This is a genomic window from Akkermansia sp. RCC_12PD, assembly GCF_036417355.1.
In the GTDB taxonomy this organism is placed as follows: domain Bacteria; phylum Verrucomicrobiota; class Verrucomicrobiia; order Verrucomicrobiales; family Akkermansiaceae; genus Akkermansia.
Genome location: NZ_CP143889.1, coordinates 418,876 through 444,872 on the forward strand (window position 1 = coordinate 418,876; position 25,997 = coordinate 444,872).

A 25,997-nucleotide genomic window follows, 5' to 3' on the forward strand; every position below is an offset into this window, starting at 1 on the left:
GGAACCATTCCTCCGCCCCAGCCGGAGAAACCGCCACAAGAGGCCATGGAGTTTCTGCTCCCGGAGGCCTCCATTACTTTCTTTGGCCTCCCCATCCTATTCTGACATCCACAGGCACGGTGACGATATCAACGTGCTGTTTGTACAGCAGCTTGACTTTCAATACCGGCAACTCTCCCTGATAAGGGAATTGCAGGACATAGCCATCCTCCAGAAAATTCTCCGAAACACTCCCGAAAAAGGATAACACCGAAGAATCAATTTTCCTTCCTTTTCCATCAAACAACTGCCATTCATCAATCATGAAACGGTGCTCGCTGCCCAGTGACACACGTACGGTGAACTGCTCTCCCTTCCTTTCCGCCAGACTTACCGTCCATTCACAGGCGGGTTCCTCCTCTGCAACGATGATGTCGCCTTTCTGCTCTCTTTCAGCATACGGCGACAAAGGCACATCCTTTTTGACCTCCTTTTCCTCCAGCGGAAATTCATAAAGGGGCGTCTCCCGGTCACGCGCCACAGGAACACGAAGCGTTCCCCGCAAACGCACCCATGATGCGTCCGCAGCCGGCAGGCGTGGACACTCGCCGTAAACCAGCGTCTTGTTCACGCTCTCCCTGGACGCTCCACCAAGAAAGGCAAGATTAAACGTCACATCGCCCAGCTTTTTCCCCGTGGAATCCTCCGCCGTCAGAACTTGTTCCTGAACCTTGTCGTCAGCTTCAAAATTCAGGGGGGCAGGGACACTCAGCATGGCTCCAAATATCAATTTCGGAATCGGGAGGCTCTCTCCCTTTCTATCCATCAACCCTATTTGGACTACCGGAAATTCCACTTTTACATCGGAACTTTTTAAGCCGCCCGCATCCTGCGCTCCGGCAAACATCGCCAAGCCTGTCATCCAGAATATTCCGCAACTTTTCTTCATCATCATTCTCCGTTCCCGTTTATTTCACAGTTTTCCCCGGCCGCCCCCGCCGGGAGAACCATTCCCGCCATGCCAATCCTGAATGAAACGGGAACTTCCGCTTCCTTCAATCCCGACGCATACCGGATCCTGAAATTCAGCCGATTGTCTTCCGGTCTTTGCAGAACAAAGAATGCCGCCCATGTGGACTTCCCGTTCCTGAAATTTCCCGGCAGCAGAGATTGATTGTTCTTCTCTTCCGGATTGTCCCGATCCACTAATTCCAATTCGCGGGCTCCGCTTCCATCCGGAAGAACCAAACTCAACTCCACCCATACATTATCTTTCTGGCCGGGAATGGAGAAACCCCAGTTTGTCACGGTCAGCTCCGTGTGTACATCCTCTTCCTTCCCGTGGTTCAGTACGGCTTTTTCCAGCACCACGGGAACCCCCGTCCCCTTTTCCAATGGGACCGACACCACTTCCGAATCCCTGTCCATGCTTGAAACCATAACGGCGGCAGTTCCCCGAACTTCCACCCAGCGGGCATCCCGCCCAGGCGTCCAATCCCTTCCCTCCACGGAAAGCCACGGCCGGAGAGGGCTTACCATCCACCGTTCTGTCACGGAAGCTTGATGGAACAACTGCACACCGGGAGGGCGGCTTCCCAGAGAATCACATAAATCCAGCCGCGTTTTCTCCAAATGCACAGAGGCGATTTTCCAAGGAGCCGTACACTGGAACAGCATGTGCATGGTCAGATGCGGGACAGTGTCTTTTCCATGGAACCAGCCTTCGCCGCTCCATATATTCACGGAGTGGATAACCGCCTTCACGGCAGGTTCGGAAACCGGCTGCGCATGAAGCAACACCGGCACGCATGCCAGTACGGATGAAAACAAGGCACGGAACATTACGTCAAAGAAAAATTCTCCATTCAGTGTAACTTACATATGAATAAATACAAGCGGCTTCCGCATCGTTTTTCCTGTTCGGCCCCCGGGCAGGTTCACTTTCCTTTCCTGATTTTCCCCCTCATGCCCAGTTTGACATCCACGGGGACAGCTACCGTTTCATGGGGAATTTGGTAAAGGATGCGGAACCTGAGTTTTTCCAGCTTTTCCGGTTCTTTAAAGACAAAACGTTTTGCCCAGTAGGCGGAAGAATCGTCTCCATCAGAAGAATAGTTGGTACCAAGAGGGGATGCCTTCAATGATTCATCCTTTTCATTCAGTATCTCGAAGGAATCCAGACGGAAAGCGGAGTCAGCCTTCAGACCGATCATCACTGTGACCATTTTCCCATCCTGATTTTCATACGTGCTGTAATCCTCCAGCACAAGCTTTCCCGCTGAAGGCCCTTGAACAGATACAACGTCGGCGCCTTCCTCCCCTTCTTCACTGTTTCCGGGCAACGGCACATCTATCTTCGTCCCTTTTGACAGAGGCAGCTCATAAACGCGGCTTTTCAATGTCCGGGCCAGGGAAATGCGCCATACCCCTTGCAGCCGTATCCAGGAAACTCCCGGGAGCGGAATCTCCCCCGCCGTGCCCCTCATCCCGGTTTGGCGCCATCCTTTCCGGGAGGATTGAAACGGGCTTATGTCAAACTCCACGGGAGCCAGCTTCCTCCCCGCGGAATCTACGGCCTCCAGATACTGGACTCCGGAATGCTCCCACACCGCAAAGGACAAAGGCTCTTTAACACTTAATATTGCTTCTACATTCAACTCCAACGGGATTTTTTCCTTGCGCTCCCTCTTGGATAATCCTACGGAAACAAATTCAATTCTTACCGGCTGCTTTTCTTCCTTCCCATCCTTTTCCGGAGCGGCGTCCCCCAGGGAAGCTCCCAGAATCAGGCAGATGCCCGGAATGGCGTATCTCTTCATATCAATTTTTTTTCGTTGAACCTTCCTGTTTTTCCCCCATGCCGAACAAGCCGAAGCGGATATTCACCGGAACCACGATCTTTTTCATCCCGGTTGCGTACCTGACGGAAATATCCAGTCCCTCCTCCTTCCTGTCGCCCAGCTCCAGATAGCGGCACCAGTCATGCTTTCCGCCGGGATCAATGCCGCTTCCACCGTACTCCGCCACCGGCAGCGGAGTACCGTCCTCCGTGTGCGTCTCCATGTCCAGCAGGCCCAGCCTGACGGGGGAAACCAGGGAGAACATGACCTGAGAACTCTCTTCCTGTCCGCACCAGGCACCCAACCTGCTCACCGACAGTTGCACCTTCACATCTTCGCCGTTCGAGCCGGCACCCTTGAGCGTCAGCGGCACGGAAAATCCGTTGACCAGCTTGACCTTCACTTTCTCCGACAGTACGGCAGTCCGGTACATGAAAAAAGGAATTTCCCCCTTCAGTTCCACCCATTCCGTATCTTCCGCGGGCAGCCAGTCCTCCCAGGACAGGGAAATCTCACCGGTTTTTTCATTAAAAGCAAAGTCATTGCGGGAAATATACCGGCACTCGCCTTTGGAACTGGCATCTCCCCTGGAATCCACCAATTTCAGACTGGCGTTGCTTTCATCAAAATAGGCTGCCTTCCAGCCAGTTTCCTCCAGGAATGACAGTTCCAAGTCAATCCTTTCCGGATCCGTACTGATTTCCCATCTGTCCAAGGAGAGGGATATGGCTGGTTCCCCGGGAGCTTCCTTCGCAAGTGCGGAACAACAAACGGCCATGCAGCAAAACACGGACAGCCAGGGTATGATTCGGTAGAGCATGGGTAGGGGAACAAACAGGATTTCCTGTAATGATAATCACATTACCAACGATGATCTCAAAACGGAAGAGCTTTTTCCGATGACCGGAGAACCGTTTCCGGTGCGGATATTATTTCCTGTTTCCCGGCTCATCCCGTATTTCTCCCCTCATGCCAAATTTGATATCTACCGGAATTTTTACTAATTTCCGGAAGGCCCTGTAAATCGGCCGGATCCTGAGTTTTTTCCCGTCTCCAAGGTCCTCAAAAAAATACGTGGCATCCGCTCTACAGAAAGATTCCACTGGAGAATAGGACATTCCCCCAGTCATGGTTTCCAGGACTTCATTCTTGTCATTCAAGATTTGAAATGCAGAAAGCTCAATGGGAGCGTCTGCCTCCAGGCCAATCTCCGCTTTGACCATTTTTTTGCCCTCATACTCAATTTTTTTATATTCTTTCAGAACAATTCTTGAGGAAGAAGCCGTCCGGGCTGTCACCACATCTTCACTTGCCTCCCCTTCCCCGCCGTTGCTGCCGGGCACGTCAATGTAAACTTCCGTTCCTTTCTCCGCAGGCAGTTCATAAACGTCTCCCTTCACCAGCCGGGCAAGAGGCACCCGCAGCGTTCCTTTCAAACGCAGCCAGGCGGCATCCGGGCCGGGCGCTTCTCCGGCAGTCCCGGCAATGCGTAAATACACCATGCCATCCGCCGTGTTCTGAATCGTTGCTGACAAACGGATTTCCGCCGGTGCCAGTTTTCGTCCGGAAGAGTCCGTTACATCCAGATATTGCAACCCGGTGTCGGCATATTCCCCAAAACATCGTGGTTCACTGACACTCAAAATCATGCAGAATTTCAACTTGAGAGCGCTTTCTTCCCAAACGCCGTTCCGGCACCTCCGATCACTATCCCACCCAACATTATCCATTCCAATGCCCACTTCATTTTCCACCGCCGCTCCGCGTCCTGTCTGAACCGCCACCCATGAGAGGGCCACCGCCGCCGGAACCAGCCAGTTACTTATCATGCCGTGCATTCTCATCTCCATTCCCTTCTTGTTGAATATTCCGGTTTTCCATGACTCCGAACAGGCCGAACCGTGCCTGTACCGGAACCATGATTTTTTTCAATTCGTCAGCATAGTTGACGGAAACCTTCCATTCCTCCCCCTTGATGTCCTCCTCCCGGAAGTTCACGATCCAGCAGTATTTCCCGCCGGGATGATCCGCTTCCCCGGAAATGCATTCCGACGAACCATCCACGGGCAGCACGGCTCCAGCTTCGGATTCCATTTTAACTCCCAGAAAACCTATTTTTGACGGTGCCAGCAGATGAAGAGATACCCACCCCTCGCTCCCGATAACCTTGTAGGGAACCACCTTCAGTACGGCATTCACGTCCTTTCCATCCGGTCCGGCATTCCGGAGGACCAGGGGAACGGAGTTTCCCTCCCCCATCTTCAGGGAAACGCTTTCCGACATGAAAGAAGCCCGGCAGATGAAAAAGGGTATCTTTCCGCTCACCTCCATCCATTTCGCGTCTGCCGACGGCAGCCAGGACTCCGTGGACAAAGTAATCCTCTTTCCCTTCTTCAGCCCCTCCAGCAACGAGGGGGAGTCATCATAACAACACTCCATGCCGGGGCACGAGGAACCTTCCGAGTCCGCCAGCTTCAATCCACTTTCACTGACCCCGCAGCAGGCAATTTTCCAACCGGACTCTTCTGCGGCCTTCATCGTGACTTTCAATTCAAGATCAAGCTGCCTCTTCCGTGAAGGGTCTCCCATCCGTACAGATTGTGTGGACCAGTTGTAAGGGGAAACGGTTATGACAGGTTCTTCAGGTATTTCCCCGGAAAAAGAGGAAGAGCAAAGGGCCATTCCCCAAACCGCCGGGCAGAATAAAAAACGGCAAAATATAAAATAGTTAAACGTTAGTCCCATTCCAATAAATATATTATTATTCACAATCATCAACATGGATAATTTCCAGAAAATCAGTGCCGGGTTGCGGTGCAACAATCAACGGAGGAGGGCGCCCTTCCCTTTTTCCGGTTCCTCCCGGATTTCCCCCCTCATGCCAAATTTAATATCCACCGGAACGGTGACCGCCTTCTGCCGCACCCTGTAAAGCAGCCTGATCCTGAGCTTCCGGAGATCTTCCGGCGCTTCCAATTCAAGCAGACTCTTCACGTAGCAAAAGGGAGAGAAAGAAAAGCCTTCTCCCGACGCTATCCTGCTCAGGCATGTGGATTCCAGAACTCCATTCCTGTCATTCAATATCTGAAAATCGGTCAGATCAAAATGAGACTCTATTTCCAACACAATTTCCACCCGGGCCATCTTTTTCCCCTCCTTTTCAAAAATCCCGCACTCACCGAGGGAAAGTTTTCCCACAGAACCATCTTCACCCACGACAATGTCGCCATTTCCCGCCTCTTCCTCCGCACTGTCGTTGTGCAGAAGAATATCCATCTGCGCGCCGGACTGGAAGGCCAGTTCATAAACCGGACTTTGCTGGAACCGCGCAAGAGGCATGGTTAATTCCCCTCTCAGGCGCAGCCAGGAGATATCCGGCCCCGGAGCCTCTTTCAGAGTTCCGGCAACGTTCGCATAAGTAACGCCTTGTTCCTGTCTTTGAAATAATTGTTCCAAATCAAACGTGACCGGAGCAAGTTTCCTGCCGGAGGAATCAATAAGTTCCAAAACCTGTTTCCCGCCATGGGCATATTTCGGAAAGCACAACGGTTCCCTGGCGCTCAGCATGAGCGATATTCCCAACTCCGGTTCCGTTTCCTTAAAATCCCCCAGATCTTCTTCACCACTGCAGTGCCACATCAGATGGGGTTCCCAGCCGACATGACCCACTCCAACTTTCACGGGATTTTCCTCCGCGGCATGTCCGCCATTCATCACGGCAGCCCATGCCATGAACACGGTACACAGAAAAATCCGGCCCTTCATCATCATGCCATGCTTCTTCATCTCACTTTCTTCCCGGTTGAACCTCTTTTTTCAGCTACCGTGCCGAACAGGCCGCTGCGCCCATGAACGGGAACCACGGCTTCTTTCAAGCGGACCAAATATTTGACGGCCACAATCACTTCTTCATCGTGCGTGCCGTCCAGTACCAGAAACTGGCGCCACCCATGTTTCCGTGCGGAATTTCTATCTTTTTCCCCGCCGCATTTTCCCAGAATAGCTGTCCCGTCCGTTCTTTGCACTTCAAAATCCAGGAATCCCACCGGAGCTTCGGAACTCATGCTGATAGTGACGCTGAGGGTTCCCTTTCTCAAGGGATTCGGTCTAAGGGAATCCACTTTCAGCATCACATTTACGTCTCCCCCATCCAGGGCGGCGCCCTTGAGTACCAGCGGCGCTGAAAAATCCTCGACCAGCTTCAGCACGACATTTTCCGACACGGAAGAATCACGGGAAACGACAAAAGGCAAGTTTCCCTTTACCTCAATCCACTTCGCTTCCGCCGACGGCAGCCACGACTCCGTTGACAGAAGGATTCTTTCATTCCTGATGCGGCATCCGGAAGAGAAAAAAACGGAATAATCGCTCTTCATGCCGGAGCAGGAGGAACCCCTTGAATCCACCACAGTCACACCGGTCCCGCCTTCCCGGAAATAGGCGATTTTCCAATCGGATTCCTCCTTGATCTTCAGGCCTATTTGAAGTTCCCGCTTCAAGGGAAAATCCCCGGATTCGGCAGGCCTTGTCGACCATTTGTACAGCGAAGCGGAAAAAGCCGGATTTTCGGTTCCTTTCTCCCCATAGGAAGGGAAAGCAAGCAAAAAACAGCAAACGGCTGCCACCCGGGGCAGATGGAAATACTGTATCATCTCATTCACAGGTAGTTTGTTATTTCACACAAGTAACATTTTTATTTTCTGAATCAACTTTTAAAATACACCTTTGCCGGGAAAACGTAAACATCCCGCCAAAGACGAGAATCATGCCCGGCGGCAACGGGAAAATGCTTCCACGACATTCCCGGAAAGAAGACGGATTCCGCACTTTCGCGAATTCCCGGCAGTTTCACGCTGCATACAACCGTGCCTCGAAACGGATACGGCAGACTTTCCGGAAGCCGGTTTTTCAACGATGGAACAACAAAGGCCATCCTGCAACACACATCCGGACGGAAATGGGAAACGTCAGGTCATGAAAAGACTGCGGAAGGACATAACCACCCGCGAATCCATGTCCCTATACCAATGCCCATCCCAGCAACTTCCCAAAATTGCCGTATCTTCACTCCCAAACACGCATTACCGGCGCCCCCCGCCCTTTCCTTTTTCCGGCTCCTCCGGTATCTCACCCCTCATGCCTATTTTGGCATCCACGGGAACGGCCACGGATTCCACAGGAACCCTGTACACCATTCTTATTCTCATTTTCGAGAAGTCTTTCGGAGCCTCAAACCGGAAAGATCTTGTCCACCTTCTTGATTCTCCCGACCTTCCGGAAGAACTGCCCCTCAAGTCGGTTTTCAAAACGGCATCTTTGGCATCCAGAACCTGGAATCCTTCCAGCTCAAAAGGAGAATCCGTCTTCAGCCCGATCTCTGCCGTAACCGTTTTCTTGCCGTCCTTTTCAACGACCTCATATTCATCAAGAAAAAGCCTTCCCGTAGAGGGATCTCCTGCCACTACGATATCTTCGGGAGCGGCAGTTTTATCATCCGTCTCCCTGGGCAGCGGAACATGCATTTCCGTTCCCTTTTTTGGAACGAGTTCATAAACAGGCCCCGTCACCAGCCGAGCAACGGGAACCTTCAGCATTCCCTTCAGCCGGAGCCATGCCACATCCGGAAGAGGCAATTCCCCAACTTTCCCGAACACGCATGCATATGCTTCTCCATCATAACCCTGCTGATACAGATAGCCCAGATTGAATTCCACAGGGGACAGCTTTCTTCCGGAGGAATCCGTCATTTCCAGATATTGAATGGAATCGAAATTCCTTTGGAAAGACAAATGGGGCTTGATATCCAGCCTTATCTCAAAAACCAGTTGCAAGGGACCTTCCTCCAACTGCCCGTTCATCCATAATTCCTCGCTTGCCACCTTCACGGAGGTAAATCTGGCCTTTACAGGTTTTTCCACTTCCTCTTCCCCCCATGCTACCGGGCAGACGGCCGCAGCTACGCCCAGAACAAGCAGCATGTTTACCACACTTTTCCTATTCATGGCCATTTCCCTCTTTCTTCATTTCCATCTTCTCCATCTGCCCGAACAGGCCGCTTCTGATATCAACCGAAGCCATGATCCTCTTCAAATTCACCGCATGCCTGACAGTTACGGACAGTTCATTGCCTTCTATTCCCTCCACAGACAAATATCGATTCCATTCATACTTGTTTTCAGCCGTTCCAAATCCTCTCCCGGAGGTTCTAACCGATAACACAGTATCATCAGCCGCCTTCAATTCAAAATCCAGAAAACCTATCTTTTCAGATGAAGTCAGCTGGAGTACCAGCCAACTGCCGGAGTTTTCCTCTTTCCCGGCCTGATAATTTTCCACCTCCAGCACAGCTTCCACATCATGGCCGCCTTTCCCTCCTTCCTGTTCCATTCCGGCGTTCTTTAGCACCACAGGAATGGAAAATCCCTTCTCCAGCTTGATTTTCACGCTTTCCGAATCAGCCGTGGCACAAGACACCACGCAAGGAATGTCGCCTTTCACTTCCGTCCACACAGCATCCGGGGAAGGAAGCCAGGAATCCGCAGTTACGTAAACAATGCCATCTCTCCTGTCCCTTTCCGGCTTATGGGAAGCGTAATACCTGCATTCCATCCCGGAACAGGAGGATCCGGTAGAATCCTTCAGGCTCAATTCATGTTCTTTATCTTCACAATAGATTACCTTCCAGGGAGAATTTCCGGCGACCTTCATTTCCAGCTGGAATTCCCTGCTCTCCACAGGAGGCGTCTGCCGAAAAGACGTGTTCGTGGACCATTGATAAAGGGAGACGTCAACGGACGGTTCCGGAACGGATTCTTTTCCAGAAGAAAAACACGGTGTTGTCAGGCCGCAGGCGAAGGCGGCAAGGAATAAAAAACGGTACAACATAACAGGGAGGGTACGAGGGAATTTTCACCATACCAGCCCCCCTCCCGGAAACAAGGTCAAAACGCAGTTCCGGCTTCCAAAAATCCAGATCATTCCCCTCATGCGGAGTTCCTATCCATTCCGCCTTTCCTCCCGCTTCTCCGGTTCCTTCCGGATTTCCCCGCCCATGCCCAGCTTGACGTCCACAGGGACGGATACATGTTCCGGCTCTCCTCTGTAACGCAACCGTATCCCAATGTTCCCCATCTCTTTGGCAACAGAAAACTCCAACGCGGTTTCCCATATTATTGAATTATCATTTCCGGATGAAGAATAACTGTCCATGCCGGCGGACAGCAATTTGCCTTTTTCGTCAAGCAACTGGAATTCATCCAGATAAAAGGGAGTATCCACGTCCAGGCAAACCGTTACGGAAAAGGTCTTTTTTCCATCCTTCCTCGTCCACGTAAAATCCTTGAAATAAAGCATCCCCATCGGCATGTCGTCGGACGCCACCACATCCTCCAACTTCCCCGTATTCCCTTTTTCATTCCCCGGCAAGGGAATAAGGACGGACGCTCCCTTCCGCAGCGGGAGTACATAAACAGGGCTATCCATGATGAGCGCCACGGGGACCCTCAGCAATCCCTTCAACCGCACCCACTCCGCCCCGGGAGAAGGAAGAGATGGAGCAAAGCCTTCAATCTCCATATAAGAGATTCCCCTGTCACGGCTTTGATCCATCCTTCCCAAGTCAAACCTCACCGGAGACAATTCCCGGCCTGTGGAATCCACGGCCTCCATGAATTGCCGCTCCGTATTCGAAGGATTCCAGAATCCCCAGCGGTCAGGGATAAAAAGAACGGCACGGCACCTCCATTCCAATGGGCTCTTCTCTCCGTCAAACCACATGTCACGTTCCAGTCCTACTTGCGTAAATGACACCCCCACTTCTGAGGGAACATCCTTTCCACCCTCGCTGGAGAATGCCGCTCCGGAAAACAGAAGAAAGATTCCCGCGCCGTGTCCTATGGACTGCATCATCTTCATATCATTCGCCCTTTTGAGAATCCTGCACCAGTCCGGACATGCCGAATTTAATTTCCACAGGCATATCCACCCATTCCAGCCCGGTCATGTAATTCACGGCAACATGAACTTTCCCTTTCTCATCCGGATTCAATAAATAAGACCAGAACCATGAATATTCCCCGGATGAGCTGCTACGGCTGAATAAATCTTCTCTCGCCGGAAAAGGAGCGCCTTCCGGCGTCGTCAGCTCCAGGCGCAGAATCCCCATATACCGGGAAGATTTCAACTTCATCTCCATCCTGAGCCCCCCTGAATCCCTGTCCCGGACAAATGACATCTCCAGGGAGCCCCGTCCATCCTTTTCGCTTCCGGCCTCCTCAAGAACGGCTCCTTTCAGAAGCAAAGGCTTCTTCTGGTCTTTCTGCCCCACGGTGAAGGAAAGGCCTTCGGACAAGGCCTCCTCCTTTCCGATAATGCACGGAATTTTCCCTTTCAGTTCCACCCATGCCGCCCCGGCCGCAGGAAGCCAGTCCCTGCATTCCATTTCCAGTACCGGATGTTCCAGGTCCTCCATGAACAGGGATTCTTCGCAACAAAGGACGCCGAAACGGCCGCCCGTGGAATCATGAACAGCCAGACGGGCATCTTTCTCATTGCAGTACACCATCCTCCACAAGGCGGGCTTCATGATTTTCAAATCCACATGAAACGTCTTTTCCGGATTTTTGACACCGGGCTGCCACCATGTTCTGGCATAGGCTGAACACAGGGATGCGGAAAGAGTTTCCTTCTCCGGGACATCCCCGCTCCGGGAAAGGTGGACGGCCAACGGACACAAGGCGCATACAGTCAGGAACTTCACAAAACCATTTTTCATGAATGATTAACGCTAACATTTCCCGTTCAAGGGGCAAGAGAAAAAATCAGCATTCCGGAGGCATTGAAAACTGCCGGACCTTTTTTCCGCCGTTTCCAGCGGCATCCACCCCCTGCCTCCATAAAAAACGGGATACCCCGTCAAAGGGATATCCCGTTTCCATCTGAACTGCGGCAGGCAGCCGTTAACTGCCATAAGAGGATTCTACGCGCCGGGCTACATCCCGGTAACCGTATTCGGCATCGTAAATCTGCTGGAATGCCGCCAGGGATTCCTCCTTCTTGCCGAGCTTTTCATAAAGCAGGCCGATCATGTAGAGGATTTCCTTCTTGGTGTCATTCATTTCAATCAATTCCTTGTTGGCCTCTTCCAATTGGCGAAGGGCCATGTCGTGCATGTTCTTGGCGTCATAACATTTGCCGAGCAGCAGCATAGCGCGGATGCGGATATGGGGGTTGTTGCGGGCGCGCTGGAGTTCCGGGATGGCCTCCGTATAGTTGCCGCAGTCAAAGAGGGCCTGCCCGAGTTCAAAACGCGTCTGCGGATCCGTGGGATTGTTTTCCACGCGCTGGCGGCACAGGGCCACCTGCTGTTCGGCGGCTTCCCGGCTGAACTGGGCCAGCTGCTCCTGAAGCTCCTTGTTGTCCGGGTCCGCGGCGGCGCGCTTGCGGATTTCCTCCACCTGGGCCTTGCGCAGGCGCTCGTTCATTTCCCCGGCCTTGTTTTCCAGGGAGATGTCGTTGTTGCTGAGACTGAAGGCGTAGCTATAGAAGGAGTAGGCGTTGGCCCAGTCCTCCATCTGTTCGTAAACGTTGGCGATGTCCCGCACCACGGCCTGATCCTGCTGGTTCTGGGCATAGCGGGCGGAAAGAAGGCCCAGGCGTTCTTCCAGTTCCGCACGGGTAAGGCCTTTCTTGTCGCTCTTGTCCAGAGCATTCGTTTCGGAGGAATCCTTCATCACGTCCTTGAAACTCTTGGCCTCTTCCCACTTCTGTTGCTGCATCGTGGCGCGGGCCATGCAGTCCTTCTCGCTTTTCACCGCCACGCTGTCCGTGGGGTCCAGCTTCACGATGTCGTGGAACACTTCCGCGGCCTTGGCCGGAAGATCTCTGGAGACATAGTGGGAAGCCAGCATATGGAGCATTTTCTTGTTGGTGGGATGCCCCTGGCGGATGGTTTCCAGCGCAAAGGCGGCCAGGTCCGGAAAGTCCACCTCCATGGCGGCTGCGTACAGCGCCTCATTCACCGGAATGCTGTAAGGATCGTTTTCCAGTTCGTCCTCCAGGGAGGAGAGCTGGGTGGCCGCATCCTTTTTGGATGAGGTGAGCTTGCTGGTGCTGATTTTCATGCCGCTGAACAGGCCGCCTTTCTTGGGCTCCGGATTCAGCTTGATTTCACAGGCGCGCAGGGCCTGCCGCCCTTCCAGAAAGCCCGGCAGCTGCTTTACCAGCGCCTTGAGAAGGCTGACAGCATAGGGAAAGTTGTTCATATCCACCGCCTGGCGGGCGCGCACCCAAAATTCGGCCTGCTGGGGGGTCAGCTGGTCTTCTGTAATCGTATCAATCATGGAACTATATGAGTGTAAATGATAAGCATCGGAAAAACTCCAAACAGGGAGTTCCCGCATGTAATAGTTTAATACTATCAATCAGGGGGGCGTATTTCAATCTTGTTTTTTGTTCCCGTTAGGAAAAAATACGCCGCATGAGACTGGACGCTCTTTTATCCCGCTACGGGTACTGTTCCAGGCGGGAAGCGCCGGGATGGATCAAACGCCACTCCGTTACGTCCGGGGGGAGCGCATGCGCCAACCCCGCGGACAAAGTTCAGGCGGAAGACGTCCTGATAGACGGAGAACCGGTGGAATTCCCGGAAGGGCTGTATGCGGCCCTCCACAAGCCAGCCGGCTACACATGCAGCCACGACGAAGAGGAAGGGGACGTGATTTACGACCTCCTGCCCTTCCAGTGGAGACACCGGAATCCCGCCGTTTCCTCCGTCGGACGGCTGGACAAGGAAACGTCCGGATTGCTCCTGATCACGGACGACGGCAAGTTCATCCACCGCATGACTTCCCCCAGGCACCACGTTGCCAAAGTGTATGAGGCTGCCACGGAACAGGACATCCCGGCGGAGGCCGTGGAACTGTTCGCCGCCGGCACGCTGACGCTGGAGGGAGAAAGGCACACCTGCGCCCCCGCCCGCCTGGAAATCCTGGAACCGCGCCGCGCACTGCTGACGCTGACGGAAGGAAAGTACCACCAGGTGCGCCGCATGCTGGCCGCCGTGGGCGCTCCCGTGGCCTCCCTGCGCCGCGTTTCCATCGGCAGGCTGAAGCTTGAAGACCTGAACCTGGAACCCGGAGACTGGACGCCCATCCGCCCGGACATGATCTAATCCCTCCTTCCATGTGGATTCCCATCTCCGACGAGCCTATTTCCTGTTTCCCTCATTTTGATGTGGCGGCGGAGTCGGAAGACTGGATTGTGGTGAGCAAGGGAGCCCCGCTGATCGTCCATCCGTCCAACGGGAAGCGGGAACCCAACCTGCTGGAAGGCGTGGAGGAGCTGCTGCGTTACGAACTGGTCAACGGAGCCGCCCTTTCCCTGGTCAACCGGCTGGACAGGGAAACCAGCGGCCTGACCCTGATTGCGAAAAACAGAAGCGCCGCCCGCCAGCTGGGGCGCGCCATGCAACGGCGGCTGATGCACAAGGAATACCTGGCCATCGTCAGGGGATGGCCAGAATGGAAGGAAACGGTCTGCACGGCCCCCATCCTGCGGCAGGGGGAAGTAGGGGAAAGCCGCATCTGGGTAAAACAAACAGTACATCCCGCCGGAAAGGAATGCATCACGGCATTCCGTGTAGAGCGCACCCTGGAATCGGCCAGCGGCCCTCTGGCCCTGGTCCGGTGCATTCCGGAAACAGGCCGCATGCACCAGATACGCGTGCATCTGGAGCATCTGGGCCATTCCATCGCGGGAGACAAGATTTACGGCCCCTCCGAGGATTGCTACCTGGAATACATCCAGCACGGCTGGAACCGGGAACTGGAGAAGCAGCTGATCCTGCACCGCCATGCCCTGCACGCCTGCCGGCTGGAGTTTCCCTTTGATGAAGAAACCTTCACCGCGGAATCGCCCCTGCCGGAAGACATGGCAAGGCTGCTGGCACTTTAGGAAAACAGCCCTCAGATGACCTGGATGACGTCGCCGCGGTCAAACCGGACCTTGGCCAGACGGGCGTACTTGTCCGCTTCCTCATCCCGGTAGCCCAAGGCCAGGGCGCAGAGCGTATAATATGGGGAATCTTCCAGTTTCAGGATACGGTCATATGCAGCCGGGTCCATGCCTTCCAGCGCGCACGTATCTATCCGCAAGTTTGCGGCACAGCTCATCATGAATCCCAGCGCGATGTACACCTGGCGTTCCAGCCATGCCTTGAGCACGTCCGGGGATTTGGAACCCGCCAGCTCAACAATCCGGTCCCGGTAAAGGTTCAGGGATTCCATCGTCACGCCGCGCACTTCCACAATGCGTTCCAGATAACGCTGCACGTCTTCCGTGGAAAAGTCCCTGCGCGCGCAGAACACCACCAGATGGGAGGAGTCCGTCACCTGCGGCTGGTCCCAGGAAACGGAGCGAAGCTCCGCTCGTACGGACGGCTCCCGCACGTCAATGAACTTCCACATTTGCAATCCCAGGGAGGAAGGGCTCAAATGCAGGGATTCCAGCAGGGCGTTCCAGTCCGCCTCCGGAATGCGGCGGTTCGGGTTGAATATCTTGGTGGCATAGCGCCATTCCAGCGTTTTAATCAATTCCTGAGCATTCATATTCGTTATAAGACCAATGATTCAGAGCTTCCCGCGGATGCATGGCGTCAGAAACGCACTTTTCATGCCATCCGCTTCCGCCCTTTGTTCTTCATCATCCTTCTTCTTTGCCGGAATGCAAGCCAAGGTTCCGGCACGCAGGCATCATGGCGGCAGGGGTTCCGGCCGGAATACGGAAGAAATGGCCGCAGGCAGGACAGGAGGGTCGTGATATGACCGGAATGGCGGAATGCGCGGACTATCTCCACGTTCCTCCGGCATTTCCATTTGCCGTATCCGGGCGCAAGACTACAGGAATTTAACCGGCATATGGTCGCCTGTCTCCTGAATTGTGAAGCTGATTCCCAGGCCGAATTCGTTCCTGCCGCCGTTTTTGCGTACGAACACTCCCACGCCCAGGTACCATGACCCCATATTATGGTACATGTTGTATTCCTGAATATCCAGCTTGCCGTCCAATAGGGAGAAGCGCCATTTGCCGCTGAAAGCCCAGGCTTCCGAAAACCGCTGGAGAATGCGCAGGTCCAGCTGGCTGTTGTCCTCCAACAAGGCGTGCTGGTTCAAATAACGGTGCCCCACAGAGATTTCCGTGGACCGCCAGGGCATGAAGCGCAGGGAGTTGTTGTATTCACGGCAGCCGGACACCCTGTCCCTCCCCAAAAGGGGCGCCTGCATTTCCGAACGGTACTCCATCCACGGAACGGGATTCCAGCGCATGAAGGAGAACAGGTTGGAGAAGTCCCTCCGGTCAACGGGATCATATAAGTAGGCGTCCATGAACACATCCCAGGAAAACCAGCGGTGGGAATTAGCATCCCGGCTGGTCATCAGCATGTTGCGGAGCCCGTAGCGAAAAACCAGGCCGGAAGACAGGGAATCGATCTCCGTATATCTTCCCATGCTCAGCGAAGGAGGATTGGTAGTAGGCGTATCTCCGTCAATCTGGGGATAAAGTTCATGCAGCGTATTGGTCTTCACGTACGCCAGCGTGAAGTGCGGCTGGACAATGTGGTTCATGCCGTTGAGCCCCATGGAATCGCTGTACACGGAAGAATAGCGGCGGGAGAATTTGAAGTCCGCGTCCGTCCCCGCGTAAAAAATGCCCTGGTTGAGCGGCTTGTTGTCTCCCGTATCGTAATAACCCGTGTAGCCGCCGCCCACCTTGGGGGTAAGGTTCAGGAATCCCATGATTTTATGGGAAGCGGAAAATTCATGGAACGTATGGAACCTGCTGTATCCGTCCGTCATGAGCATGCGGGCCCAGTAGTCATAGGCAGGGCTTCCCGGCTCCAGGCGGTCCACCAGGTCCCGGATATCCGTCCGCATGAAAGGCGGCACATACTGCTTCAGGAAGGCAAAACTGGTGCGGCTTTCATACATGACGGGGGAGCGGAAGATGGGAGATTTGATGCGTTCGTAGCTCAATTCCGTCCGCTGGTCCGCCATGTAGAAATTGTTGGGCACGAAACGGTGCAGAAGGGAAAAATCATTGGTATCGTCCGTGCGGGAAAGAAGCACCGTGTTGTCCGGAGAGGAGTTGCGCTGGTAGATATCCGGGTAGAAGTCACGCAGCATGTACTCGTCGCTCAACATGTTGACATTGGCTTTCAGACGCCATTCCGTCAGGGCGTTTTCCCGGAGGGACCACATCTGCTGGAGCGCCAGGCGCCACCTGTCGGGGTCCAGGTGTTCACGGTACTCGTCGTCGCCCGCGGAAATCTTCGCCCCCCGGTCATGGGTCATGTACACGGACAGGCCCGTCATGTCCGGGCATTTCTCCTCCAGCGGCACGTCCCGGATGTCCAGGCCGTACGCAAAACCGCGCCGGGTGCGGTAATCCAGATGCAGGGTGCCCAGGTAATCGGCGGAAGGCATGTGGTTTTCCACCCTCCTGTTTCCCAGAAGAAAGCCGTACTCGTTCAGCAGATAAGGCCCCCATATGGACCTGACTCCGGGCATGGGCAGGTATCCCACTTCCGGATTCAGGGAATGGCTGAGATAGGGAAAATAAAAGAAGGGAACGCCGCCGTAATGGAGGGTCAGATTCTTGAAGGAAAACCTGTCTTCCGGGTATACGCGTATCCTGTCCGCGGAAATCCAGGTGAGGGGGTCGCTCACATCTTCTGCGGTAATGGAAGCATCAAACGCTTCCAGATAGGACTGCCCCTTTTCGTCCGTCCTGTACTCAAAGTTGCCGCTGCGCAGAATCATTCCGTCCACCTTCGTCTTCAGGGCGTCGGAAGTGAAGGAATCGCTTTTCCGGTCGTATTCCGCGCTGCCGGCACGCGTCAGGCTGCTGGTATTCGTCCGGCTGTCATGCTGGTAAATGGACAGGTTGCCCTTGAAAAAAACCTTGTCGGCGGCAGCATCCACCTCTGCCCGGTCGGCAAACACTTCCAGCCCGGTGTCCGTAATGATGTGAACCTGCGGAGCGCCTTCAAAAATGAACGTCTTGCGGTCGTGGATATAGCTGAGGGGCCCCTCGTTGGAGATTGTCAGATAGGAAGGCATCTCCGGCATCATGGAACCGGAAAACAGATTTCCGACGCGTTCCGTCCGGTCATCCTTCCCTTCGTCTCCGGCAGGCGGTCCGCCCGGAGCGTTTTCCGCCGCCGTTTCCGCAGCCAAGGGCACACTCAAGGCGATCAGCGCCGCCGCGCCCCATAGCTTTGCGTTCATCCCAATCATGGCTAGTCCACAGAACACTATGAGAAAGGACAAAAGACAAGCCTAATGTCATATTTCTCCGCCAGTGGCCGCCAAATTTTACCGGGTAAGAACGCCGTTGGCAATGATGCCCCAGTCCGCCGTATTCCCGTCTCCGGCGTCATCCACGCGGATTTCCAGCTTTTTCCCGCCTTCCACCGCTACCCGGACCGGCACGGAAGAGCCGTCTTTCAGCACGGGGGATTCAAAAAGCTTTTTCCCGTCCAGATAAACGCCAAACCTGACGCTGCCATCGGAGCCGAACGGCAGTCCCACATCCGCGTGGAATTCCTTCCAGGCGCCATTCAGATCATAGGCGAAAACCGCCGGGGCATGCGCCAGGATGAAATGTTCCGGACGGCCGATTGTCTTGAAGAATGGAACAGGTCCCAGATCCGACGGGAAGAGGACATCCCACAGAGGAACGGCCCACCCCACCTGCGCTACGGAGGGCTTGCAGTCATTCAGGCTGACGCGGGCAAGGTCCGCCGGGATTCCGGCAGGCGTGAATTCCTGGGAGACGTCCCTGCGTTCCAGGGCGCGCTTCCAGACAGAAAGCCATTCCTTCACCTCCGGCCTGGAGCCATGCCTGCGTTCCACTTCCGCCAAGGCCTTCCCCGCTTCATCCGTGCGGCCGCGCATCCACAGGTTTTGCACATCGCCGAAGTAAACGGACTGTGCCAGTGAAGGCACTTTGGCCCCCTGCTCGTCCAGCCACACGGGCAGCGTGGTCATGCAGCGCGTGCTGTCGCAGTTCAGAACGGCCACGCGCATCTCGATAAAGCCGCCCTTGAACCCGGGCCTGCAAATGGTCAGGTCAAACTCTCCGCTGCCGTTCAAGGCGCCGCCCACGGCATTGGAGTCATAGTCGGAACCGCCGGGCGGGTCCAGATGGACCACAATCCCGTAAGCCGGGCGGTCAAGCCTGACTTTTCCTTTCAAGCGCAAGCCGTCCTTGACGGGAATGGCCTCCAGCCGTTCAAAGGAACCCGGAACGTACTTGCCGATCATGCGGCCGAAGGAGGCATCCGCGGGAAGGGAGGTTTCCACACCGTTGAAGAGGGGAACGCTGGCCAGCTTCAAGGCATCTGTCGGCGCCAGGAACGAGCCCTTGCCCTCCTTGCGCAATTCGTTGCCGTACGTATAGTTGCCGGAACCCATCAGTGATTCCCCGGCATCGGGATAATCCCATCCCGTCCCCGTATGGGGAAGGCCGAAGGAGTGCCCCAGTTCATGAGCCGTTCCTCCTATGTAAATGGAGGCATTCTTGCCTTTGGTAACTTTGAAGCGGCCGCCCGTCATCATGGAAGTGTCCAGGAAATTGGCGGGGTCCAGCCCTTCCTGGTCACAGGTCCAGCCAGTGCCCTGGTGGCTGAAGCCGCCGCCGTAATAGGGGCCCACACCATCCGGAAGCTGGCAGATGATCAGCACATGCTCTTTTTCAATGTCAATGCCCTTGGAAGCCAGCACCTTCCTGGCGGCTTCACGGGAAACGGGGCCGGAATTCTGCACATTCATCCCGCTCATGGGCTTGTCCACATAAGCGTCATGCACAATCAGGCGCCCCTGGGCGTCCAGGTCCAGCTTGAACGTCAGGGGAGGAAAACCGTTGGCCTGCATCTGGTCCGCATAATAGGCCTGGATATTTTTCAGCAAATGATCATACCGTTCCCGGTACTTGTCCAGGGCCGGCCTGTCCTTGAACGTTACGTAAACCACATGCAGCTTTCTGCCGGACGCGGGTTTTCCCTGATGGTAGACGCTCAGTGTCTTCCAGGCCGCTTTTGCGTTGGCGACATCCCGGGGATTCGCCCTCCAACTCACGGGCAGGCGGGTAAACTCCGCCCCTGCGGGGGCGTCAGACTGAACGGGAGCAGCAGGGGAGACATCTCCGTCCATGCCGCGGGCATTCCATATCCCCGTTCCCAGGGCCAGCAGGAGTACAAAAAAACGTTTAGACATAAAATCCATGAAGTCGTCAGGATATACGCGTGAAACGGAGATGTTTTATCACTGCATCATTCACCAGGCGGTTCATATTCACGGAAAATGAATCATACGCCAGCTCCACGCGGCATGGCCCCGGCTTCAGCACGACCTCCACGGCAGTGGAATAAATGAAGCAGTCCCAGTTGCCAGACCGGGACGTATGGGGAAAGGCCAGCGTGCCCGCCCGCCGCCCGTTCAGATACAGGCTGCGCATGGCGCAGGTATTCCCGTCGGACACGTCATAGGTGCCGTTGGCAAAAAACGCATCCACCCGGTACACGCCCGGACGGTCAATGTTCACGTTGTAAAACAGCGCGTCCGGAGACTTGGTGACGCGGGAGGACCAGACCTCGTCTCCGGCCAGGCCGCAGGGGCGTGTCTCCAGGCGCGAATCCGCGGAAGGATACTCATTGGGTTCATTCAGAAAGGATTCCCTCCCATCCAGAGCAACGGCCATCACCTGGTAATGCGCCTCCCCTTCCGCCGGGGCGGCAATGTAGTAGCAATATTCCGTCTGGGACACGGGAATTCCGTTCCGAAATACACGGTAATAATCCGCGCCGGGAACGGCGGTCCAGGAGATCCCGTGGCGGCTGGCTTTCCATTCGGGGGACGCCAGGCTCCGTTTTACATGCGACAAATTCACTTGCCCGGGATGTTCACCATCCGAGGCCAGTTCCAGTTCCACAGCCTTTCTTCCCTTCCCCCCGGCGGGCAGCACCGGGTCAGCTTCCTGCCCGTTGATCCGGCAGCAGACAATCCGCCTGCCCTGCCCGCTCACCCTGACATCCACCGTCATGCCGCGGTATTCCAGCCCGGACAGCTCGTGCACGCCCGCAAAGGAATCCGGAATGCACGGGCGGAACTCCAGGGAGTCTGGGGAAACGCGAAGTCCGAACAATCCCTTGTAAAAACCTCCCAGCATGCCGGCAATGCTCCAGAGCTGGCTGTCGGAACTGAGCAGGAGTCCCTCGTCCAGCCCAGTTTCCAGAAGAAGGTTCTCCTTGTTGGTGCCGCACAGAAGTGCCGCGCGCACCATGCAGGCCAGCGCCAGGGCCAGCCCGCACTCATTCCCTGTGGCCGCGGCGGCCTGCGCATAATACCCCTCCAGGAACGGCCAGGTGGCCCGGTTGTGGTATGGAGGCACATCTTCCGGCATCTGGGGATGGAAACAGGGAATGCCGTAAACGCAATGGGGCAGTGCTGCCACCATGCGCGCCGCATGGGCGCCATGCGCGTGGCCCAGGAGCACGCAAAGCATATTTCCCAGGCTGTCCACCTTTTCCGACAGAACGGGGTACCCCCGGCCATACAGATACTGTCCGTACAAATCGTTGCCCGGAATGCGGAAAAATTTTTCAACCACTACGGAAAGAGCCGCTCCCTTTCCGTCCCATTCCCGTGCCTTTCCTTCCATCCCCAGCTCCCGGAACATCCGGGCCAGCATTTTCCGGGCCGCGGCGTGCAGAACCATGGTGGAAAGGCAGGAAGAATCCCCGATGTCCGCCGAAGTCATCCAGGCCGGATAACTCTGTTCCCTCCAATCCAAAAAGGAAGACTCTCCTTTCATCAGGCCGCCTGTCATCGTCAGCACCTTTTCATCCTTCAGACAGGTTTTTTCCAGCACGCGGGACGCCCGGAGCAGCCAGTCCCCGTCCCCCGTCAGGCAATACGCCTCCCACGCGGCGATGCACCACACCACCCGGTCTGAAGAAATGGGCCAGGAACCGCCCGTTCCGGTATCCTGCTCCACCTCCCCGTTCCGCACGCGGGCCTGCAGGCTTTTCATGCAGGCCCGGACATTCCACATTCCCAGCCCCAGATGCGTGGCATAGGCGATGTCCCTGGTCCATACCGAGGGCCAGTTGGCTCCGGTACGGAAGGTGCCTTCTTCATTGAGCAGGGCTCCTGCCTCGTTCAAGGCGAGGCAGTAGGCCTTGTTCAGAACCTCAAATCCGCTGCGGTAGCGCGGGCCGTATTCCGTCTCCGGCACAATGCGCCATTCGGAATACCGGCCATTCTTCATCGTCCTCACCCGGCCATCCTTTTCCACTTGCGCCCAATGGAAGTCATCCTGGTTCAAGCGGCTTCCGGTCAGCGTAAACGCTTCTCCCCTGTATAATATGCGGTCCTGGTCCATAAATGAAACGGCATTCGGGTCTATCACCCTGTCTATAACATGAAAATCAATTCCTGTCCCGCTGAAAATGAGGCTTATGGAGTTCTGCACGCAATAAAAAACCGGGCTCCCGCCAGGGAACCCGGTTTACAAAACACAAATCAACGTTTAGTGCTGCAACAGAGAAGTAACGGCGTCGCGTTCCTCCTTCAGTTCATTGACAGTGACGTCAATCTTTTCCTGGGAGAACGCATCGATCGGAAGGCCCTGCACGATTTCCCAGCCGCCGTCCTTGGTGGTGCGGATCGGGAAGGAGCAGATGATGCCCTTTTCAATGCCATAGGAACCGTCGGAACAGACGGCCACGGAATACCAGTCGCCTTCGGGCGTCTGGGTAGCCAGGCTGCGCACGGTATCTACGGCGGCGGAAGCGGCGGAAGCGGCGGAGGAAGCTCCGCGAGCCTTGATGATGGCGGCGCCGCGCTGCTGGACGGTGGTGATGAAGTCGCCCTTGAGCCATTCCGTATCCTTGATGACTTCCGTCACCGGCTTGCCGCCGATCTTGGCATTCGTGAAATCCGGATACTGGGTGGAGGAGTGGTTGCCCCAAATGGCCACGTTGGTCACTTCCGTCACATGAACCCCAGCCTTTTCAGCAAGCTGGCTTTTGGCGCGGTTTTCATCCAGGCGGGTCATGGCGAAGAAACGGTCGGACGGAACGCCGCTGGCGTTATGCATGGCGATCAGGGCGTTCGTATTGCACGGGTTGCCGACGACCAGCACGCGCACATCCTTGGCGGCGCTGCGGGCGATGGCCTGTCCCTGGCCGATGAACACCTTGCCGTTGATATCCAGCAGGTCCTTGCGTTCCATACCGGCCTTGCGGGGTACGGAACCTACCAGAAGGCACCAGTTGGCGCCGGCGAACGCTTCATCCGGATCACTGGTGGGGACGATCTCGTTGAGAAGCGGGAACGCGGCATCACGCAATTCCATCACAACGCCTTCCAGGGCATTCATGGCCGGCGGAATTTCCAGCAGGCGCAGATTGATGGGCTGATCCGGTCCCAGCATGCTGCCGGAGGCAATGCGGAACAGCAGGGAATAGGCAATTTGTCCGGCGGCTCCTGTAACGGTAACGGTGATAGGTGTTTTCATAACTTAAACTAAAAATGGACAGATTTGCTCTGTCTGGCCGCAGGTATAACACAACCGGAGAGGGTGCTCAATCAGTAACTTTTTATGTTGGCAAAAAAAAGCATTCCTCATTATGCTTGAATATGCCCTTGCACGCATTTATTCTTTTTTTACTAATTTTTTACTTTCATCATGAATTTAACCATTATCGGAAGCGGATATGTTGGACTGACTACGGGGACCTGCTTCGCGGAAATGGGCCACCATGTCATCTGCGTAGACAATAACAGGGAAAAAATAAGGACGCTGCAATCCGGGTCCATTCCCATTTACGAGCCCAAACTGGAAGACCTCATCAGGAAAAACGTGGCCGTGGGGCGGCTGGAATTCTCCCCGGACATCGCTTCATCCATCCCGCAAAGCGACGTCATCTTCATCGCCGTACCCACGCCGCCCAATACGGACGGCTCCGTGGACCTGACCTACATTGAAAAAGTGGCGCGGGAAATCGCCGAAGTCCTGAAGCCGGAAATGGGCTACAAGGTCATCGTGGACAAATCAACCGTACCCGTCAAAACAGGGGAAAAAGTCAGGCAGACCATTCAGCGCTACGCGGGGACGGACGTTCAATTCGACATCGTCTCCAATCCGGAATTCCTGCGGGAAGGCTGCGCCGTGAACGACCTTCTCCATCCGGACCGCATCGTCATCGGGGCCAATTCCGAACGAGCCATGAATGTCATCAAACGCGTTTACCAGCCCATCCATGCCCCCATTCTGGAAACGGACGTCAATTCCGCGGAACTCATCAAGCATGCGGCCAACTCTTTCCTGGCCCTGAAAATTTCCTACATCAACGCCGTGGCCAAGGTATGTGAAAAAACCGGGGCGGACGTGGAGCTCGTCGCGGAAGGCATCGGGATGGACAAGCGCATCTCCCGCCACTTCCTCAATGCGGGACTGGGCTACGGCGGATCCTGTTTCCCGAAGGATGTGAAAGCCTTCATCAACATCAGCCGTACGCTGGGCATTCCCTTCACCCTGCTGGAGGAAGTGGAACGCATCAACGACTCCCAGCACACGCTCTTCCTGGATCAAATCAGGGACCGCCTCTGGGTGCTCAAAGACAAGAAAATAGCCGTATGGGGCCTGGCCTTTAAACAGAACACGGACGATATACGCGAATCCATCTCCCTCAAGCTGTGTGAAAAACTCCGCAAAGAAGGGGCCATCGTCACCGCTACGGACCCCAAAGCCATCGGCACGGCACGTTCCAGACTGGAGGAACTGGGCATCACTCCGGTGGAGGATATGTACGAATGCGCACGAGACGCGGAAGTGCTGATCATCGCCACGGAATGGAGCGACTACGCCAATGCGGACCTGCAAAAACTGGCGGAAGTCATGCGCAACCGCATCATCTTTGACGGAAGGAACATCCTGTCCCCAGCCAATATAACAGCCGTGGGATTTGAATACCACTCCGTGGGCCGTCCTTTCATAGAAGAAGCCTGATTCCGCCGCAACCGGCGCAGGCGCCTGGACAAGCAATTTAAAAAAGACCCCAGAGCGTTGATCCGCTCCGGGGTCTTCCATCATTAATGCGCTATCCTGCCAATTCTTTAAAACTCAAACTGAAGACCCGCGCGCAGATAAAACCCGGGATCATAATGGCGTTTCTCCAGTTCATGATTCCCGTTGCTGGTCTTGAGCGTGCCGGAATTCCCGAAAGAAAAGCCTACGTCCGTCATCAGCCTGGGACGCACGCTTCCCCAGCGGCCCAAACCGATATTGGCCCCCACTCCGGCAATGCCGGAAATCCACTCGAACTGCCGCACGCGGCGGTCATGATGGATTGTCCAGGTACCGGACACGATGGAAACGAAAGGCCCCCACGTCAGCCCTTCTCCCACCTTCTTGGTGTAGGAAAGGCGCGCGCCTTCAAGCTGAAGGCTCCAGTTGTTGCCCGCCTTCCACTTGAACTGAAACACGGGGAGGAGGGGAGCTTCCCCAAGCTGGGGGTAGTAACCGATGCCGATGCCGTAGCTGAACCGATCATTCAAAGGCCCGGCAATCATGGCATGGCCGCCGAAAAAGATATTGTTATGCGTCCAGGTATCAAAATCCGTGGAAATCTCCGGCGTCAAGCCAAACACCAGGCGCGTCTTCCCTGAAATAACGCAGGAGGCATTCATGTTCAGCCAGATCGTGTACAAGCGGTCCACATCCATTTCATCCGCCCCCTGCCCGTTGAACCAGGTCATCCGCAGGGCCGCTATTGCGGAAAAATCCCAGGAACCGCTGGACATGCGGCACAGGTTCACGTCCGTCAACCAGTTCTGGATATTTACATGGCCATGCCCGTTTCGGGAATCCATCGGCCCCAGCAGCTCGAAAAAAGACTGGGTGGGAAAAATGGATCTGGTGGAAGAAGATTCCGACACTGGAGCCGGAGCGCTGTGGTAGCTTCCGGAATAAGACTCGGCGTAATAGGCGGAATCATAGCCATCGGAAGAATCGGAATCCGGGTAGGGGAGAGTTTCAGCCTGGGCTGCAAGGGACATGCCGGCCACAAGAGAGAGACTCGACAAAAATCGAATGGACATGACGGGAAAATATATG

The 25,997-nt window shown here is 55.2% G+C and carries 22 protein-coding genes; 3 read left to right on the top strand and 19 right to left on the bottom strand.

The genetic code is table 11. From position 1 onward, the window contains the following. Window positions 1-73: 73 nt before the first annotated feature. From V3C20_RS01735 to V3C20_RS01795, 13 genes are all read right to left on the bottom strand, one after another. Entirely contained in the window at window positions 74-934 is an 861-nt protein-coding gene (locus V3C20_RS01735; protein WP_130083037.1) for a hypothetical protein, read from the bottom strand. Beyond that, entirely contained in the window at window positions 931-1,809 is an 879-nt protein-coding gene (locus V3C20_RS01740; RefSeq protein ID WP_130083038.1) for a hypothetical protein, read from the bottom strand. Before V3C20_RS01740 ends, V3C20_RS01735 begins: the two co-directional genes overlap by 4 nt. Before the next feature lie 107 nt (window positions 1,810-1,916). Continuing rightward, the gene (locus V3C20_RS01745; protein WP_130083039.1) at window positions 1,917-2,798 is read right to left on the bottom strand and encodes a hypothetical protein; all 882 of its coding nucleotides are present in this window, start codon (window positions 2,796-2,798) and stop codon (window positions 1,917-1,919) included. A 1-nt stretch (window position 2,799) separates the two neighbouring features. Beyond that, on the bottom strand, window positions 2,800-3,639 hold the full coding sequence (locus tag V3C20_RS01750) for a hypothetical protein (RefSeq protein ID WP_130083040.1): 840 nt from the start codon (window positions 3,637-3,639) through the stop codon (window positions 2,800-2,802). A 109-nt stretch (window positions 3,640-3,748) separates the two neighbouring features. Continuing rightward, entirely contained in the window at window positions 3,749-4,648 is a 900-nt protein-coding gene (locus V3C20_RS01755; protein ID WP_130083041.1) for a hypothetical protein, read from the bottom strand. Next, the gene (locus V3C20_RS01760; RefSeq protein ID WP_130083042.1) at window positions 4,638-5,408 is read right to left on the bottom strand and encodes a hypothetical protein; all 771 of its coding nucleotides are present in this window, start codon (window positions 5,406-5,408) and stop codon (window positions 4,638-4,640) included. Before V3C20_RS01760 ends, V3C20_RS01755 begins: the two co-directional genes overlap by 11 nt. 234 nt (window positions 5,409-5,642) lie before the next feature. Continuing rightward, on the bottom strand, window positions 5,643-6,605 hold the full coding sequence (locus V3C20_RS01765) for a hypothetical protein (protein WP_130083043.1): 963 nt from the start codon (window positions 6,603-6,605) through the stop codon (window positions 5,643-5,645). Further along, on the bottom strand, window positions 6,602-7,318 hold the full coding sequence (locus V3C20_RS01770) for a hypothetical protein (RefSeq protein ID WP_130083044.1): 717 nt from the start codon (window positions 7,316-7,318) through the stop codon (window positions 6,602-6,604). The genes V3C20_RS01765 and V3C20_RS01770 overlap by 4 nt, the downstream gene beginning before the upstream one ends. 582 nt (window positions 7,319-7,900) lie before the next feature. Further along, on the bottom strand, window positions 7,901-8,821 hold the full coding sequence (locus V3C20_RS01775; protein ID WP_130083045.1) for a hypothetical protein: 921 nt from the start codon (window positions 8,819-8,821) through the stop codon (window positions 7,901-7,903). Further along, entirely contained in the window at window positions 8,814-9,704 is an 891-nt protein-coding gene (locus V3C20_RS01780; RefSeq protein WP_130083046.1) for a hypothetical protein, read from the bottom strand. The genes V3C20_RS01775 and V3C20_RS01780 overlap by 8 nt, the downstream gene beginning before the upstream one ends. Window positions 9,705-9,815: 111 nt before the next feature. Next, entirely contained in the window at window positions 9,816-10,733 is a 918-nt protein-coding gene (locus V3C20_RS01785) for a hypothetical protein (protein WP_149873327.1), read from the bottom strand. Window position 10,734: 1 nt separating this feature from the next. Then, on the bottom strand, window positions 10,735-11,592 hold the full coding sequence (locus V3C20_RS01790) for a hypothetical protein (RefSeq protein ID WP_130083048.1): 858 nt from the start codon (window positions 11,590-11,592) through the stop codon (window positions 10,735-10,737). 184 nt (window positions 11,593-11,776) lie between these two features. Next, the gene (locus V3C20_RS01795) at window positions 11,777-13,159 is read right to left on the bottom strand and encodes a tetratricopeptide repeat protein (protein ID WP_161981203.1); all 1,383 of its coding nucleotides are present in this window, start codon (window positions 13,157-13,159) and stop codon (window positions 11,777-11,779) included. Between the two features lie 137 nt (window positions 13,160-13,296). Here V3C20_RS01795 and V3C20_RS01800 point away from each other — a divergent pair, with 137 nt between their 5' ends. After that, window positions 13,297-13,989, top strand: a complete 693-nt coding sequence (locus V3C20_RS01800) for a pseudouridine synthase (RefSeq protein ID WP_130083050.1) — start codon at window positions 13,297-13,299, stop codon at window positions 13,987-13,989. Window positions 13,990-14,000: 11 nt separating this feature from the next. Beyond that, window positions 14,001-14,771 (top strand): RluA family pseudouridine synthase, encoded by a 771-nt coding sequence (locus tag V3C20_RS01805; protein WP_130083051.1) that lies wholly within the window; start codon window positions 14,001-14,003, stop codon window positions 14,769-14,771. Window positions 14,772-14,782: 11 nt separating this feature from the next. Here the strand turns inward: V3C20_RS01805 and V3C20_RS01810 are convergent, their stop codons facing one another. From V3C20_RS01810 to V3C20_RS01830, 5 genes are all read right to left on the bottom strand, one after another. After that, window positions 14,783-15,424 carry an NAD(P)H-dependent oxidoreductase gene (locus V3C20_RS01810; protein ID WP_130083052.1) on the bottom strand — a complete coding sequence of 214 codons (642 nt, stop codon included), beginning with the start codon at window positions 15,422-15,424 and terminating at the stop codon, window positions 14,783-14,785. A gap of 288 nt (window positions 15,425-15,712) precedes the next feature. Further along, window positions 15,713-18,103, bottom strand: a complete 2,391-nt coding sequence (locus tag V3C20_RS01815) for an LPS-assembly protein LptD (RefSeq protein ID WP_130083053.1) — start codon at window positions 18,101-18,103, stop codon at window positions 15,713-15,715. 87 nt (window positions 18,104-18,190) lie between these two features. Next, on the bottom strand, window positions 18,191-20,092 hold the full coding sequence (locus V3C20_RS01820) for an NPCBM/NEW2 domain-containing protein (protein WP_161981204.1): 1,902 nt from the start codon (window positions 20,090-20,092) through the stop codon (window positions 18,191-18,193). A gap of 16 nt (window positions 20,093-20,108) precedes the next feature. Beyond that, window positions 20,109-22,259, bottom strand: coding sequence for a hypothetical protein (locus V3C20_RS01825; RefSeq protein ID WP_130083055.1), 2,151 nt, complete (start codon window positions 22,257-22,259; stop codon window positions 20,109-20,111). A gap of 147 nt (window positions 22,260-22,406) precedes the next feature. Further along, window positions 22,407-23,396 (bottom strand): malate dehydrogenase, encoded by a 990-nt coding sequence (locus V3C20_RS01830; RefSeq protein ID WP_130083056.1) that lies wholly within the window; start codon window positions 23,394-23,396, stop codon window positions 22,407-22,409. 171 nt (window positions 23,397-23,567) lie between these two features. Here V3C20_RS01830 and V3C20_RS01835 point away from each other — a divergent pair, with 171 nt between their 5' ends. Continuing rightward, window positions 23,568-24,890 (top strand): UDP-glucose/GDP-mannose dehydrogenase family protein, encoded by a 1,323-nt coding sequence (locus V3C20_RS01835; protein WP_330935412.1) that lies wholly within the window; start codon window positions 23,568-23,570, stop codon window positions 24,888-24,890. Window positions 24,891-24,997: 107 nt separating this feature from the next. Here V3C20_RS01835 and V3C20_RS01840 read toward each other — a convergent pair whose 3' ends face one another. Further along, window positions 24,998-25,981: an Amuc_1434 family mucin 2-degrading aspartic protease gene (locus tag V3C20_RS01840; protein ID WP_149874165.1), complete on the bottom strand. Its 984-nt coding sequence runs from the start codon at window positions 25,979-25,981 to the stop codon at window positions 24,998-25,000. Between the last annotated feature and the right edge of the window lie 16 nt (window positions 25,982-25,997).

What these genes read in the sequence shown, in the direction of transcription:
- V3C20_RS01735 (WP_130083037.1), bottom strand. Translation starts at nt 934, where the DNA reads ATGATGATGAAGAAAAGTTGCGGAATATTCTGGATGACAGGCTTGGCG.
- V3C20_RS01745 (WP_130083039.1), bottom strand. Translation starts at nt 2,798, where the DNA reads ATGAAGAGATACGCCATTCCGGGCATCTGCCTGATTCTGGGAGCTTCC.
- V3C20_RS01750 (WP_130083040.1), bottom strand. Translation starts at nt 3,639, where the DNA reads ATGCTCTACCGAATCATACCCTGGCTGTCCGTGTTTTGCTGCATGGCC.
- V3C20_RS01755 (WP_130083041.1), bottom strand. Translation starts at nt 4,648, where the DNA reads ATGATAAGTAACTGGCTGGTTCCGGCGGCGGTGGCCCTCTCATGGGTG.
- V3C20_RS01760 (WP_130083042.1), bottom strand. Translation starts at nt 5,408, where the DNA reads ATGGGAGACCCTTCACGGAAGAGGCAGCTTGATCTTGAATTGAAAGTC.
- V3C20_RS01765 (WP_130083043.1), bottom strand. Translation starts at nt 6,605, where the DNA reads ATGAAGAAGCATGGCATGATGATGAAGGGCCGGATTTTTCTGTGTACC.
- V3C20_RS01775 (WP_130083045.1), bottom strand. Translation starts at nt 8,821, where the DNA reads ATGAATAGGAAAAGTGTGGTAAACATGCTGCTTGTTCTGGGCGTAGCT.
- V3C20_RS01780 (WP_130083046.1), bottom strand. Translation starts at nt 9,704, where the DNA reads ATGTTGTACCGTTTTTTATTCCTTGCCGCCTTCGCCTGCGGCCTGACA.
- V3C20_RS01785 (WP_149873327.1), bottom strand. Translation starts at nt 10,733, where the DNA reads ATGAAGATGATGCAGTCCATAGGACACGGCGCGGGAATCTTTCTTCTG.
- V3C20_RS01790 (WP_130083048.1), bottom strand. Translation starts at nt 11,592, where the DNA reads ATGAAAAATGGTTTTGTGAAGTTCCTGACTGTATGCGCCTTGTGTCCG.
- V3C20_RS01795 (WP_161981203.1), bottom strand. Translation starts at nt 13,159, where the DNA reads ATGATTGATACGATTACAGAAGACCAGCTGACCCCCCAGCAGGCCGAA.
- V3C20_RS01800 (WP_130083050.1), top strand. Translation starts at nt 13,297, where the DNA reads ATGAGACTGGACGCTCTTTTATCCCGCTACGGGTACTGTTCCAGGCGG.
- V3C20_RS01805 (WP_130083051.1), top strand. Translation starts at nt 14,001, where the DNA reads ATGTGGATTCCCATCTCCGACGAGCCTATTTCCTGTTTCCCTCATTTT.
- V3C20_RS01810 (WP_130083052.1), bottom strand. Translation starts at nt 15,424, where the DNA reads ATGAATGCTCAGGAATTGATTAAAACGCTGGAATGGCGCTATGCCACC.
- V3C20_RS01815 (WP_130083053.1), bottom strand. Translation starts at nt 18,103, where the DNA reads ATGAACGCAAAGCTATGGGGCGCGGCGGCGCTGATCGCCTTGAGTGTG.
- V3C20_RS01820 (WP_161981204.1), bottom strand. Translation starts at nt 20,092, where the DNA reads ATGTCTAAACGTTTTTTTGTACTCCTGCTGGCCCTGGGAACGGGGATA.
- V3C20_RS01825 (WP_130083055.1), bottom strand. Translation starts at nt 22,259, where the DNA reads ATGGACCAGGACCGCATATTATACAGGGGAGAAGCGTTTACGCTGACC.
- V3C20_RS01830 (WP_130083056.1), bottom strand. Translation starts at nt 23,396, where the DNA reads ATGAAAACACCTATCACCGTTACCGTTACAGGAGCCGCCGGACAAATT.
- V3C20_RS01835 (WP_330935412.1), top strand. Translation starts at nt 23,568, where the DNA reads ATGAATTTAACCATTATCGGAAGCGGATATGTTGGACTGACTACGGGG.
- V3C20_RS01840 (WP_149874165.1), bottom strand. Translation starts at nt 25,981, where the DNA reads ATGTCCATTCGATTTTTGTCGAGTCTCTCTCTTGTGGCCGGCATGTCC.